This is a genomic window from Pseudomonas sp. NFACC24-1 (assembly GCF_900115235.1).
Classification (GTDB): Bacteria; Pseudomonadota; Gammaproteobacteria; order Pseudomonadales; family Pseudomonadaceae; genus Aquipseudomonas; species Aquipseudomonas fluorescens_AA.
This window is the reverse complement of record NZ_FOVS01000037.1, coordinates 1-12,190: the sequence shown is the minus strand read 5'-3', so window position 1 is coordinate 12,190 and position 12,190 is coordinate 1. Positions and strand designations below refer to the sequence as shown.

Sequence of the window (12,190 nt, the reverse complement as noted above, 5' to 3'; positions counted from 1 at the left end):
GCGCTCAGGCTGTTTCACAGCCTGAACGACCGCTCAGAAGGTCACCCAGGCGATGAGCTGGAAGTAGGTATTGGTTGATGCGCTCCCACTCTGGTTGCCCCCATTGCCGATCCACTTCTCAGGCTTGTATAAGCCAATGAGTGGCGAGAGCGTGATGTTGTCCGTCACCATCCAATCCAGAAAAAAGTCGAACTCGCGGGCGCTGAAGTTCTGCTCGCCTCGCCGGGAAAGCTGGTGGAAGTCGAAGGCCATCGCGTTGAGCGTTAACTTGTCGGTCGGCATGACCGAGAGCAACACGTCATTGATCTGCATGTTCGAAGTCACTGAGCCTGCGTAATTCGCGGCGACTTCGCCTTGGTAGCGTTTGCGAAAACCGCCCTGGAACAGGAAGTCCCAACCTTCTGAGTAACGCGTATAACGGTAGCTCACCGTCGGTTGCCATTTGACATCGGCGAAGGTGTAGCCCGCGTCGACGAACATCGCCCGCTGCGATCCCGAGCGTTTTTCCTGGCGCGCCACTTCGAACGCAAAGTCGGCATTCTCGATGCCGGCATTGCCCTGGCCACGGATGCTGTAGATATCCATGCCCTTGCGTTCACCCCGATCGGCAAAGACATATCGCTCCTCGACATCCAGGCCGCGCACGTACGTCGAACCGATCGAGCCGATGGGCGTCGTGTAGTCGACGGTGGCGGCCGCCACTTCGGCCTTGGATTGCCCGGGGTTATCCGATTTCAGCCAGATCAGGCTACCGTGAAGACCTTCCGTGCCGCCCAGCTTCAAGACTGCCGTATTCCCGAACGCCAACCGCGGGCCGAGGTAAAAGGCACCGCCGCGATTGAAGCGGCCATCCGCTACGCCCTCGATGGGGTTGAAAGCGTTCCCGGGGGCGAACCCATCATCGGTAATCAGGAAGCCGTCCACCGTAACGATCTGTCGGCCAAAAGAGAAATCAACCCCGTCCGTGCCCAATGCCGGAATCAGATCACCTGACTTCCAGCCCAGGTAGGCATCTTCCACAGCGGTTTCTCTTTCATTTCCGGCGGTGATCCCCCCCGCGTCGCCGTCGCCCCATGATCCCGTACTGATCATGCTGAAGCCGCCGTAGATCGAGCCGGCGGCGATCCGATTCGTCGTGCCGCTGAGACCATACTTGGCGAACCCTTCCTGCCACCGCATACTGCCGGGCTCGCGCTGCGGGTCGCCGAGGTAATTCTTGCTGCTGCCGAACCAGCCAAACCCGGCCCAAAGCTCAGCGTTCAGAACGGTCCCGCCTTCGTTTTCGTTGTAGAGCTCGTAACCCTGTGCCTGCGGCTCGAACGCACAGAGTGCGACCAGCGAAAGCAACGGGGCGTAATGGGGGCTGCGCATGACGTCTCTCCTGTTTTTATATTTATGAGGCGAGTCATGAGTGTTCCGATTCGGGTCGCCCATGCGGTAGCCCAAATCAGCATGTGCTAGGGCCAACGCCCCATTTCCCTGACATCCCCCGGAAAACATTTCCAGAGACGTGAACGGTTGCCGTTTTGGGCTACGGCCCACCCATGCGTGCGCCCTATGCTGGGGCCATAAGAACGCATAAGAACGAGGCATCCGTCATGACCCCATTACCGCTGTTACGTCAGGGGCTTTGCCTGCTGACCATCGTCGCTTGCAGTGCCCTACCCTCCCTGGCCACTGCCCACCATTCATTCGCGTTGTTCGACCAGACCAAGACGGTCACGGTAACGGGCGTCGTCGAGCGCTTTGCCTGGACCAATCCGCACATCACGATTTACCTCGACACACCCGGCCCTCCGCCCCAGCGATTCAAGATCGAGACCGGCAGCGTCAACGCGCTGCAACGTGCGGGCTGGAGCGCTGACTCCATCAAGGCCGGCGAAAACGCCGAGGTGTCCTTCAGGCCGCTGAAAAACGGTGACCCGGGCGGTCTGCTCGTGGAGATCAAGATCGGTGACGTCGTGCTCACAGGCGGCGGATAGAAGAAGTGCTTCTCCAGCTCCATGACGACCGAACCGAACAAGCCCGCAACGTGGAGACGTTTCAATGAAACCGACACGAACCTTGAGCGCAGCAATGATCTTCCTTGGCGTCGTCCTCGCGACCGGCGTCGGGGTGTGCAACGCGGCAACGTCGAAGACCCAGAACAATACGCGCCCGGATATCAGCGGTACCTGGGAAAGAACCCCCGACGACTGGTTCGGTGAGAACCCCGACGATCCGGTGCACCCGGGCGGCCCGATGGACCTGAAGGAACCCTATGCCAGCGGATACGCAGCGCTGAAAAAGAAACAAGCCGCAGCGAACGAAGCCGGCACGCCATTGGCCACGACGAGTTCCAGATGTCTGCCCGAAGGCATGCCAACGATGATGGCGGCGCTGTTTCCGATCCAGATCATTCATGACGACAAGCAGGTGATTGTCCTCGGCGAGTACCTTCAGCAGGTGCGCCGCATTCTCCTGAACCAGGCCATGCCGCCCAAAGAGAAGCTCGATCCCAAGTACCAGGGCCATTCCCGCGGCCACTGGGAAGGCGACACGCTCGTGGTGCAGACCCAACGTGTGCGAACGGACGTGACGTTCTATGACGTTCCCCACAGTGAGGAAATGAAGATCACCGAACGTATCAGGCTAAAGGGGCCGGACCACTTGGAGAACCAGGTGGTGATCGAGGATCCGCAGGTGCTCAACACCCCGTATCGCTTCACGTTCGACTACAAGCGCTCCAACTACGCCATTCAAGAATACGTCTGCGAGAACAACCAGATCGTGATCGACAGCGAGGGCAAGGCGTCCCTCAGCCGTGAGTGAAGCCCCTATCGATGCTCCCTTGGAGATGACCGGATGGAACGAGCGATGACCATCAGCCGCCTGCGGCCGGCGCTGCAAGGCGCCCTGCTCTCGCTGATCCTCACGTCGAGCGCGTTTGCAGAGGTACCCCGTATGCCCACGGCCATACCTGTTCCGCCCTCCGACAAGCCACCGCTGTCGTCGGCAAAACGCCCGGGCACCGAATACAGCGATTTGGAAAAGTACGGCTACATCGAGGAAGAGTTTTACCTGCAAGGCGTCGCCCCGGCCATCACCGCCGCGGGCAAACAACTCTTCGAAGCGCCGTACACCACGCGCATCCTGGTACGCAAACCGGCGGATCCCGCGCGCTTCAATGGCACGGTGGTGATCGAGCCGTTCAGCTGGTTCGGCGAGCGTGGCGCAGGCTGGATCCTGACCCGTGACTACTTGCTACGGCGTGGCTACGCGTACGTCGGCTACACGCTGAACATGAACCGGCCGGCCGTCGATCCCAAGTTCATCTCGGACACCCCGGCCGCCGAAGCCAAACAGATGGCCCAGTACGGACAAATCGTGAACTTCGAGTTCATGCGCCGCTTCGACTATGCACGCTATGCGCCGCTGGGCAGCTATTACGATCCGCAGCGCTTCACCCGCGGTGAAGGTCCCGATCCGTTCGTGCCACAGTCACAGGGGATCGCGGCGCAGCTGGCGTTGCTGCTCAAAACCAATGCGGCGCAAGGCCCTTTGGCCGGCCTGGATGTGCATCGCGTCTACGTCAATAGCTGGGCGGTGACCGCGCAAGTCTGGATGGATTATCTCGACCAGGGCCGCCACCAGCAATGGCGCATGCCCGACACACGGCCGCTGATCGATGCCTACATGACCGGCCGCATGGCCTATGGCGAGGTGGGCGGCGACGTTATCCGGCGACCGCGCCAGATGCCCGACGGCGTGCCGTTCGTGACCGTCTACAGCCAGTCCGAACTGATGCACGACGTGCTCGAAGGCATCGACCTGCCGCCGGACACCGACAGCCCCCAGATCCGCTACTACGAAATAACCGGCATGCCTCATCTGCGGCTGGCCGACCTCGGTACGGAACATACCGAGCTGTTCGCCGCCGACATTGGCAAGGGCGACGACCCACGCTGCCGGATGCTGTACGACGAACCGGTGGAACTGGTCGTCTCGGCGCTCCTCGATGGCATGGACCAATGGGCGCGCGATGGCAAAGCCATGCCGAAGGCCCCGCGAGTCGTGCACGAAGGCAAGGCCGTCGCGCGCGACCCCGTCACCGGCAACCTGCAAGGGGGCGTGCGCCCGCCATGGATCCAGGTGCCCAGCGCGACCTACCTCACGGACCAGGAAACCGGCTGTGGCCTGATCTATGACACCAAGGTGCCCTATCCCAAGGACGTACTTGTCCAGCGTTATGGAAGCTTCAGCCGCTACGAACAGGCATTCGAAGACGCCAAAGGGCTCTCGATCAAACAGGGCTATCTCCTTCCAGAAGACGCAACGGGCCTGCGGCCGATCGCGAAACCTCAAGACTTCTAACCCAACGCGGAAGCAAAGCAGATGTCATCAGAACTCATCATCGCCTGGATCTACGCGTCCCCCGTGAGCACCGCCATCAGGGATATGTTCTGGGTCGTGCCCACCGTCCAGAGTATTCATATCGTCGCCATCGCGGTGATCTTCGGTGCCGCCGTCATCTCCGACCTCAGACTGGCCGGTGTGCTCGCCACCGATGAGCCCATGCGCGGCGTCATCCGCCGTTATTTCCCATGGATGCGCGCCGCCCTCATCGTTCTGCTGCTCAGTGGCCTGGTCATGATCATCGGCGAACCCGACCGCGTCCTGGTCAACACGACGTTCTGGCTGAAGATGTGCCTGGTGGTCGCCGTGTTCACGCTGGCCTGGTCAATCCGGCGTCCATTGCTGCGCCCTGCCGCTCAGGCACAAGGCGACGACCAGGAGCCTCCCGCCAAGGTGCTGGCCTGGCTATCGATCGCCCTGTGGTGCGTCGTGATCTTCTGCGGTCGCTGGATCGCCTACTGATTCCAGCTTTTCGATGAACGTTTTTCTCAGGTATTCACCATGGACATCCAATCGATACTGCAAGCCCTCGAGGACACCTCTGTCGCCGCCCGGATCAGAGAGTCGGGTTCGATTTTTCCAAACCTGGAGTCGGTGCACGTGATCGGCATCGCTCTGGTGTTCGGGACAATCGCCGTCGTGGACTTGCGCCTGCTTGGCATCGCCTCCCATCGTCGAAGCGCGCTCCGACTGATCCAGGAATTGCTGCCATACACCTGGGTAGCCTTCGCCGCCTGCGTGATCACCGGCCTGCTCATGTTTGCCTCCAATGCCACCACCTATGCGCAGAACAGTGTGTTCTTGTGGAAGATGGCCGTGTTGTTGCTGGCGGGCGTCAACATGGGGGTCTTCCACCTGGGTGCCTATCGCCGGATCGACCAATGGGACACGACCCTGCCACCGCCCGGCCAGGCCCGTGTCGCCGGATTCTGCTCGTTGACGCTGTGGGCGTGCGTGATAGGCCTCGGCCGCTGGATTGGGTTTGTCTGATGGCTCGCCTGCCGCGAACCTGGCCCGACACTGACGCCAACGGTGCATTCAAACTCGTGCGCCCGGCTTCCGGTCGCTGGGAGTCGCTGGCCTTGCTGCTGGCGGCCCTGGCAATCATTGCCGGCGTGACAGGCTACGTGCTGCTGCGCCCTCAGCACGTCGGCCCACCGCCCCTCTTGAGCTGGCAGGTGCGCTCCTTCGATGGCCTGGGAGCGGTCGACCAGGCTATCCACAGCGCCCTGCTGCCTGCCGGTGAAGAAATCATCTGGAACAACAACGACACTGGCGGCTGGATCACGCTGGAGCGTGCCCAGGATATCTTGCTGCCGCCCTTCTACCGGGACGCCTTTTGGAAGACCAACGGTGAGGTGCACTGGCAGTTGATTCTGCCTGGCAGCCATCTGCCCCATGCCGGTTCCGTCGATGACCACGAGGACGACGCTGCCGCCCCAGCCGTCAGCGAAGTGTCACAAGCGACCCAGGGCCAGGGCGCCACGGTCTATTACGGCTCCGCCGGCCGCGCGCCCGGCCAGAGCGCCTACCTGCTGGTCATTGGGCACGCCCATGCCGGCGTCATGTGGGCCAACCAGGCAACGATCTGGGTCCACCCCGACCCGAATGCGCCCTACCCCGGCATCGTCAAGCCCGAATCCCTGGTCGGCAACGGTTGGCGCCAGGTCATTCCTTACGACGGCACCCGTGAAGTCGAACGCGTAAAAGGAAACCAGCCATGACCGCTCCTGCAAAACACCGCCCACTGTGGCGCCGTTGCCTTGCGCTGCTGGTATTGATACCCGCCATCGCATTCGCCGGCCCGACGGCCCCTCTTGGCAAGAAGCTCAAGATCGGCGTCACCCTGCACCCCTACTACAGCTTCGTGGCCAATATCGTCGGTGACCGGGCCGAGGTCGTTGCACTCATCCCGGCGCAAGCGAATCCACACAACTATCAGCCGCAACCCGACGACATCACTCGGGCGATGACACTCGATGCCCTGGTCGTCAATGGCATCGGCCACGATGAATGGGCCTTCCAGATCGTCAAGGCCGCCGGCCGTGGGGCGACATTGCCGATCATCCAGGCCAATGCGTCGGTGGCCCTCATTCCCATCGGCGGTGACCAGGACGGTGCCAAGGTGGTCAATCCGCACACCTTCGTATCCACCACGGCAGCGATACAGCAGGTCTTCGAGATCACTCGCCGGCTCGGGGAGCTGGATCCGGATAACGCCGCGGCGTACCGACAAAACGCCCTTGCCTATGCCGCACGCATCCGAGCCTTGCGAGCAGGTTTCATGACCCGCTTCGCCGCCCTGGATCTGTCATCGTTCCGCTGTGCGACAACCCATGCCGGCTACGACTACATGATGCAGGAATTCGGCCTGTTCGTGAGCGCCGTGATCGAGCCCCGCCACGGCGTCGCACCGACGGCACGCCAGTTGGCCAACACCCTCGACGCGATCAAGAAGGCCAACGTACGGGTGCTGTTCGCCGAGAAAAATTTCTCCCTCGATCTCGCCAAGCCCATCGAGGCCGCCACCGGCGTGAAGGTCTTCGCGCTGTCTCACATCACCGGCACGACCTACAGCGCGGACGAATTCGAGGTGGCGATGCGCGAGAACCTCGAGACCTTGGCCGAAGCCGTTGAGTTTACGCAGCGATGAACCTAATGAAGGAGAAACAGGCCATGCGCGGCCCCGCCCTGGTGTTCGATCACGTCTCCCTGCAACTGGGAGGTACGCCAGTACTCGACGACGTCAGTTTCCGGGTGGAAGCCGGTGCCCTGCACTGCCTGGTCGGCCCCAATGGCGGCGGCAAGACCTCACTGGTGCGCGCGCTGCTGGGCCAGATGCCGCATTCAGGGATGGTCCGCTTCGAGGGCGAGGTCACGACGCCCATGGGTTATGTCCCGCAATTGCCGGACTTCGACCGCAACGTACCGATGACGGTCAACGATCTCATGGCCCTTCTGGGTCAACGCCGGCCGGCCTTCCTGGGCTCGAGCCGATCCGCCAAGGCGGCCAATGCCGAGGCCCTGGCGCGTACCGGCATGGCTGGCATGGGCGCCAAACCCTTTGGCAGCCTGTCCGGTGGCCAGCGCCAGCGAGTGCTGCTGGCCCAGGCGATCAGCCCGATGCCGTGGCTGTTGATCCTCGACGAACCGACCGCCGGCATCGACGAACCGGGGGTGCGGCTGGTGGAAGCGATGGTGGCCGAGTTGCATGGCCAGGGCGTCACTATCCTGTGGATCAACCATGACCTGGAACAGGTCCGGCGCATCGCCCAATCAGTGACCGTTATCAATCGTCGCGTGCTGTTCCATGGCGCCCCGGACCAGGTCGCCTATTCGCTGGAGGGAGCCCAATGAGCGCCTTGTACGAGTTCATTCGCAACCACCTGCAAGCGCTCGCCGCCAGTGGCCTGCTGCCGCAACCGTTCGAGTACGAGTTCGTGATCAACGCGCTGCTCTGCGCAGTGCTCATCGGCCCGCTCCTGGGTGTGCTGGGCTCGATGGTGATGATCAAGCGCATGGCGTTCTTCAGTCAGTCCGTCGGTAATGCGGCGATGACCGGCGTGGCCATTGGCGTGCTGATCGGCGAATCCTACACATCCCCCTACTTCTCGATGTTCGGCTTCTGCTTGCTGTTCGCCCTGACGCTGAAGTACACGCAGCACCGCACCACATTGGCCAATGACACGCTGATCGGCGTGTTCCTGTCCATTTCCCTGGCAGTCGGGGCGTCACTGCTGCTGTTCGTGTCGGCCAGGATCAACACCCATGTGATGGAAAGTGTGCTGTTCGGCTCCATCCTGGCGGTCGACTACACCGACATGAACGTGCTGCTTGGCGTAACGGCACTGTGTGCGCTGCTCGGGCTGCCGCTGTACAACGACATGCTGTTGGCCAGCCTCAATCCGAGCCTGGCCCATGCGCGTGGCGTGCGAGTGCGAAGCGTCGAATACCTGTTTGTCGTGCTGGTCACCCTGGTGACGGTCGCCTGCCTGAAAATCATCGGCGCCGTGCTCGTCGAAGCCCTTTTGCTCATACCGGCCGCGGCAGCACGCAACATCAGCCGTTCACTGCCGGGGCTGGTGACGCGCGCCATCCTGATCGCGACCTTTTCCTGCGTGGTTGGCATTCTGGTCCCCATGCAGTTCCACATCCCCGTACCCACGGGCGGCGCCATCGTGATCGTCGCGGCCCTGGTGTTCGCCGCCACCACCGTCATGCGCGCTACCGCATCCCGTTTCAGGGGCGCCAGCGTATGAATAGGAAAGAAATCTACGGAGCCTGGTTGACGCTGCTGGTGCTGCTGGGTGTCCCGCTCTCGGCCTTTGCCGATATCGGCAAGCAGCAAGTACTTGTCGCATTGCCAGCCGTGTATGCGCTCACCTCGGCACTCAGCACCGGTACGACTCTGCAAGTCGTCCGTGTTCCAGCAGGTGCGGCCGTCCCCATGGAAAGCCAGGCCAACGCGTTGTCGCGCCTGAACGCCACAGTGTTCCAGCAGGCCGCAGCCGTGGTCACCCTCGGCCGTCTCTGGCGTGCGGATCCGCTGTATGCGACAGCCCGCCATCACAACCTGCGGATCGTCGAGATCGACGCCTCGCGCTCATGGGACACCGTCATGCCCGCCGTGGCCGTGACCCAAGCGCCGTCGAACGACGTTCCCTGGGCTGCGGCGAGTGATGTCGATGAGGGCCCGTCGCCCTACGCCTGGCTCGGCCCTGTCAACGCCATGCGCATGTCGGGGCTGATCGCTGCCGACCTGGCACGTCTGTCCCCCGCCGATGCGCCACGGATAGAGCGCAATCTCGCTGAACTCGAAGGTCGCTTGCGCCGGCTCAAGGCCGACTACGGCGCCCGACTGACGGCGGTGGCGGACCTGCGCGTGTTGTCGCTGGCCAATGAATTCATCTACCTGTTCGGCGAGTTCGGCGTCTTTGTCGACGGTTGGTTCGTCCGCCAGGACATCGACTGGAGTGACGCCGACCGCGCCGCACTGACTCGTTACCTGCGCGAGCATGACATCCGCGTGGTGGTCCACAAGTGGGCACCGGACGCCAGAATCGCCAAAGCCATCGAGGACGGAGGCGCGCGGCTATTGATCCTCGATGCGGGCAACCCGGGAATGCTCGCCGATACGGCCAGCGGATACGAGACGCTCATGAGTTCGAACCTGGACGCCCTGCTGGCGGCCTTCACCGCGACGGGCAATGACAATAAGAGGGGCGATGCCCCTAGTGCCAGTCAGTCATGCCCCAAATCCTTGGCAGCAAAGCTTGCTCGCGATGGCGGCAGCCCCGTCAACGGCGTTGTCGACTGGCTCATCCCAGTCGCGAGCGAGCTTTGCTCTCACAGGTTTGTGTCACTTGATCCTTAACTGACCGGCATTAGGCGATGGCCCGCCCCTTCCCCAATGATCGATCTTGACTGCGAGACGCTATGAAACCCATAGGTTCAGTACTGCGGATATCGATGGCAGGCGCTTTGGTGTTCTGCCAGGCAACCTTCGCCCACGGCCCCGTCTTCGATTGCTACATCGAGGACGATAACCGGGTGACATGCGAGGCGGGCTTCACCGATGGCAGCTCGGCCGCCGGCAGACAAATCCATGTCCAGGATCCGAGCGGCAAGGTATTGCTCCAAGGCGAAGTCAGCGAAGTCAGCAAGGACAACACCTACACATTCCAGCCCCCTGCCGGAAACTATTCCGTGGTGTTCCTGGGTGGAGCCGGTCATCAGATCACGATTCAGTCTTCCGACATTTCAAAGTGAAAACGACCATGACGTTCAAACGAAAACTGCTTCAAGCCCTGGCCGCGACGACGTTCACTGGCTTGACCGGCGCTGCACAAGCTCATTTCCAGATGCTCTACGTCGAAGAAACGGCACTGCAACGCGCAGAACAACTCGAGTTCGCGCTGGTGTTCACCCATCCTTTCTCCGGCGGCCCCACCATGACCATGGATGCACCCCGAGCATTCAGTCATGTCAGTTCCCACGGCGCGGAAAAAATCGATCTGCGCAAATACCTGCGCCCCGTCGAGTGGCAGAGTCGCGACAACCGAACGACGGCCTATCGTGCCTCGATTCCACGGGAGTTGGTGCGCTCACTGGGTGACCATATCTTCGTACTCGAACCCGAGCCTTACCTGGAAACCGAGGAAGACGCCTACATCCAACAGTTCACCAAGCTGATCGTGAACGTGGGCGGAGTCCCCGGCAATTGGACGGAACCACAAGGCTTGCCGGTGGAGATCCAGCCTTTGAACAAGCCCTATGCCAACTGGACGGGCAGCGTGTTCCGCGCCGTGGTGCTGGCCGATGGCAAGCCGGTTCCATTCGCCGAAGTCGAAATCGAATACGTCAACCATTCCGTTGATCTCGATAAAAATACCTTCGGCCAGCAAGACTACGTCACGGCACCCCAGGCCTCATTCAAAGCCCAGAGTACGTACTCGGACGCCCAAGGAATCGTGACCATCGGCCTGCCTCGCGCCGGCTGGTGGGGCATTGCGGCGCTCGACATCGGTACGACGAAAACCCACAAGGGCAAACCCCTTTCGCAAGATGCAGTGCTATGGGTACAGGCCAGGGACATGAAGTGACCAGGCGCCAGCGCAAGCAGCAGGCACATGGTGACAACGCGACACTTGATACAGAAAGGGCCCTGGATTTTCCTCACAGGGCCCGAGCTATCAAACGATCAGATCGTTGGCGTTGAGGGTATTGACACCCGTCAGCTGGATTTCAAAATCCGCGCCCAGATCACCATTGACGTTGCCGTACAGCACCTGGTCGACGAAGCGCAGTTGTCCCGCTGCCGTGAAATCATTCGAATCGATGAAGCTGAACGTGTCGACAAACGTGGTCAGGAGATTGGCATCGAATTTCGACAGGTCCAACTTGTCGCCCTGCAGGCTATTGAAGTCGGAAATGGAGTCACCGCCAAATCCTTTGCCCAGTTCACCCAGCGTGTTGAAAACAAAGCGGTCGGCTCCGTCTCCACCGTGGAGGCTGTCCCCACCCAGGCCGCCGATCAGTGTGTCATTGCCGGCCCCACCGTCCAGGGCGTTATTTCCGGCGTTGCCGATCAGCACGTTGTCCAGTTCGTTACCGATCCCCATGAAGGCGGTGGTCCCCGTCAGCGTGAGGTTCTCCAGATTGGCCCCCAGGATCCAGCTCACAGACGAGACGACCGTATCGGTTTCGCTGGTCAGTGTGGAGGTTTCCCTGATGACGTCCTGAGCGTTGTCGATCACATAGGTGTCGTTGCCTGCGCCGCCAATAAGCGTATCGATACCAGCGCCGCCGTCCAGCGTATCGTTGCCAGCGCCGCCGCTCAGCGCGTTGTTGCCGGCATTGCCGGTCATCACGTTGTTCGAGGCGTTGCCACTGCCGTTGAGGTTGGCGCTGCCGGTCAGCGTGAGGTTCTCCAGATTGGCACCCAGGCTCCAGTTGACCGACGAACGCACAGTGTCGGTTTCACCCACCAAGGTGCTGGTTTCGCTGATGACATCCTTGAGGTCGTCGACCGTGTAGATGTCATTGCCCGTACCGCCGCTCAAGGTATCGGCACCCGCGCCACCATCGAGGTTATCGTTGCCCGCCCCACCCTGGAGGTTGTTCGCCGAGGCATTGCCTATCAGGCTGTTGCTCAGCTCGTTGCCAATCACGGTGAACGCCCCGGTACCGCTCAGGATGACGCTTTCGACGTTGCGCAGATTACTGAGGTTCAGGTCGACGACGCTGCTCGACGCGCTCGCGGCATAAGTGAGGGTCAGGCTGTCGCGACCCTGAT

Annotated in this window: 14 protein-coding genes; 12 read left to right on the top strand and 2 right to left on the bottom strand. The window is 61.6% G+C overall.

What is annotated here, in order from left to right:
• Positions 1 to 33 precede the first annotated feature (33 nt).
• A complete protein-coding gene (locus BM317_RS25360) occupies positions 34 to 1,371 on the bottom strand; it encodes an alginate export family protein (RefSeq protein ID WP_092476707.1) in 1,338 nt (445 codons plus the stop codon).
• A 227-nt stretch (positions 1,372 to 1,598) separates the two neighbouring features.
• Here BM317_RS25360 and BM317_RS25355 point away from each other — a divergent pair, with 227 nt between their 5' ends.
• From BM317_RS25355 to BM317_RS25300, 12 genes are all read left to right on the top strand, one after another.
• Positions 1,599 to 1,982 carry a DUF6152 family protein gene (locus BM317_RS25355; RefSeq protein WP_092164706.1) on the top strand — a complete coding sequence of 128 codons (384 nt, stop codon included), beginning with the start codon at positions 1,599 to 1,601 and terminating at the stop codon, positions 1,980 to 1,982.
• 64 nt (positions 1,983 to 2,046) lie between these two features.
• Positions 2,047 to 2,811 carry a hypothetical protein gene (locus BM317_RS25350; RefSeq protein WP_092476705.1) on the top strand — a complete coding sequence of 255 codons (765 nt, stop codon included), beginning with the start codon at positions 2,047 to 2,049 and terminating at the stop codon, positions 2,809 to 2,811.
• Positions 2,812 to 2,844: 33 nt separating this feature from the next.
• Complete coding sequence (locus BM317_RS25345) at positions 2,845 to 4,353, top strand: alpha/beta hydrolase domain-containing protein (protein ID WP_092476703.1); 1,509 nt, start codon at positions 2,845 to 2,847, stop codon at positions 4,351 to 4,353.
• A 21-nt stretch (positions 4,354 to 4,374) separates the two neighbouring features.
• Entirely contained in the window at positions 4,375 to 4,857 is a 483-nt protein-coding gene (locus BM317_RS25340; protein ID WP_092164709.1) for a DUF6644 family protein, read from the top strand.
• A gap of 39 nt (positions 4,858 to 4,896) precedes the next feature.
• Complete coding sequence (locus BM317_RS25335; RefSeq protein ID WP_092476702.1) at positions 4,897 to 5,385, top strand: DUF6644 family protein; 489 nt, start codon at positions 4,897 to 4,899, stop codon at positions 5,383 to 5,385.
• Positions 5,385 to 6,119: a DUF6162 family protein gene (locus BM317_RS25330; RefSeq protein ID WP_092476700.1), complete on the top strand. Its 735-nt coding sequence runs from the start codon at positions 5,385 to 5,387 to the stop codon at positions 6,117 to 6,119. Before BM317_RS25335 ends, BM317_RS25330 begins: the two co-directional genes overlap by 1 nt.
• Positions 6,116 to 7,048, top strand: a complete 933-nt coding sequence (locus tag BM317_RS25325; RefSeq protein WP_092164712.1) for a metal ABC transporter solute-binding protein, Zn/Mn family — start codon at positions 6,116 to 6,118, stop codon at positions 7,046 to 7,048. The genes BM317_RS25330 and BM317_RS25325 overlap by 4 nt, the downstream gene beginning before the upstream one ends.
• Before the next feature lie 23 nt (positions 7,049 to 7,071).
• Complete coding sequence (locus BM317_RS25320; protein WP_256574248.1) at positions 7,072 to 7,752, top strand: metal ABC transporter ATP-binding protein; 681 nt, start codon at positions 7,072 to 7,074, stop codon at positions 7,750 to 7,752.
• Positions 7,749 to 8,654 (top strand): metal ABC transporter permease, encoded by a 906-nt coding sequence (locus BM317_RS25315; protein WP_092476696.1) that lies wholly within the window; start codon positions 7,749 to 7,751, stop codon positions 8,652 to 8,654. The genes BM317_RS25320 and BM317_RS25315 overlap by 4 nt, the downstream gene beginning before the upstream one ends.
• Complete coding sequence (locus BM317_RS25310) at positions 8,651 to 9,769, top strand: metal ABC transporter substrate-binding protein (protein WP_092476694.1); 1,119 nt, start codon at positions 8,651 to 8,653, stop codon at positions 9,767 to 9,769. The genes BM317_RS25315 and BM317_RS25310 overlap by 4 nt, the downstream gene beginning before the upstream one ends.
• A gap of 62 nt (positions 9,770 to 9,831) precedes the next feature.
• Entirely contained in the window at positions 9,832 to 10,164 is a 333-nt protein-coding gene (locus tag BM317_RS25305) for a hypothetical protein (RefSeq protein WP_092476693.1), read from the top strand.
• An 8-nt stretch (positions 10,165 to 10,172) separates the two neighbouring features.
• On the top strand, positions 10,173 to 10,997 hold the full coding sequence (locus BM317_RS25300; protein ID WP_092164722.1) for a DUF4198 domain-containing protein: 825 nt from the start codon (positions 10,173 to 10,175) through the stop codon (positions 10,995 to 10,997).
• 90 nt (positions 10,998 to 11,087) lie between these two features.
• On the opposite strand, the gene BM317_RS31365 is transcribed toward BM317_RS25300, so the two are convergent.
• A partial coding sequence (locus tag BM317_RS31365; RefSeq protein ID WP_139236066.1) for a calcium-binding protein occupies positions 11,088 to 12,190 on the bottom strand: 1,103 nt, incomplete at its 5' end.

Bases quoted from the DNA above. Each gene is read 5' to 3' on its own strand.
- BM317_RS25325 (WP_092164712.1), top strand. From the start codon at position 6,116: ATGACCGCTCCTGCAAAACACCGCCCACTGTGGCGCCGTTGCCTTGCG.
- BM317_RS25355 (WP_092164706.1), top strand. From the start codon at position 1,599: ATGACCCCATTACCGCTGTTACGTCAGGGGCTTTGCCTGCTGACCATC.
- BM317_RS25310 (WP_092476694.1), top strand. From the start codon at position 8,651: ATGAATAGGAAAGAAATCTACGGAGCCTGGTTGACGCTGCTGGTGCTG.
- BM317_RS25335 (WP_092476702.1), top strand. From the start codon at position 4,897: ATGGACATCCAATCGATACTGCAAGCCCTCGAGGACACCTCTGTCGCC.
- BM317_RS25345 (WP_092476703.1), top strand. From the start codon at position 2,845: ATGGAACGAGCGATGACCATCAGCCGCCTGCGGCCGGCGCTGCAAGGC.
- BM317_RS25300 (WP_092164722.1), top strand. From the start codon at position 10,173: ATGACGTTCAAACGAAAACTGCTTCAAGCCCTGGCCGCGACGACGTTC.
- BM317_RS25360 (WP_092476707.1), bottom strand. From the start codon at position 1,371: ATGCGCAGCCCCCATTACGCCCCGTTGCTTTCGCTGGTCGCACTCTGT.
- BM317_RS25320 (WP_256574248.1), top strand. From the start codon at position 7,072: ATGCGCGGCCCCGCCCTGGTGTTCGATCACGTCTCCCTGCAACTGGGA.
- BM317_RS25315 (WP_092476696.1), top strand. From the start codon at position 7,749: ATGAGCGCCTTGTACGAGTTCATTCGCAACCACCTGCAAGCGCTCGCC.
- BM317_RS25305 (WP_092476693.1), top strand. From the start codon at position 9,832: ATGAAACCCATAGGTTCAGTACTGCGGATATCGATGGCAGGCGCTTTG.
- BM317_RS25340 (WP_092164709.1), top strand. From the start codon at position 4,375: ATGTCATCAGAACTCATCATCGCCTGGATCTACGCGTCCCCCGTGAGC.
- BM317_RS25350 (WP_092476705.1), top strand. From the start codon at position 2,047: ATGAAACCGACACGAACCTTGAGCGCAGCAATGATCTTCCTTGGCGTC.
- BM317_RS25330 (WP_092476700.1), top strand. From the start codon at position 5,385: ATGGCTCGCCTGCCGCGAACCTGGCCCGACACTGACGCCAACGGTGCA.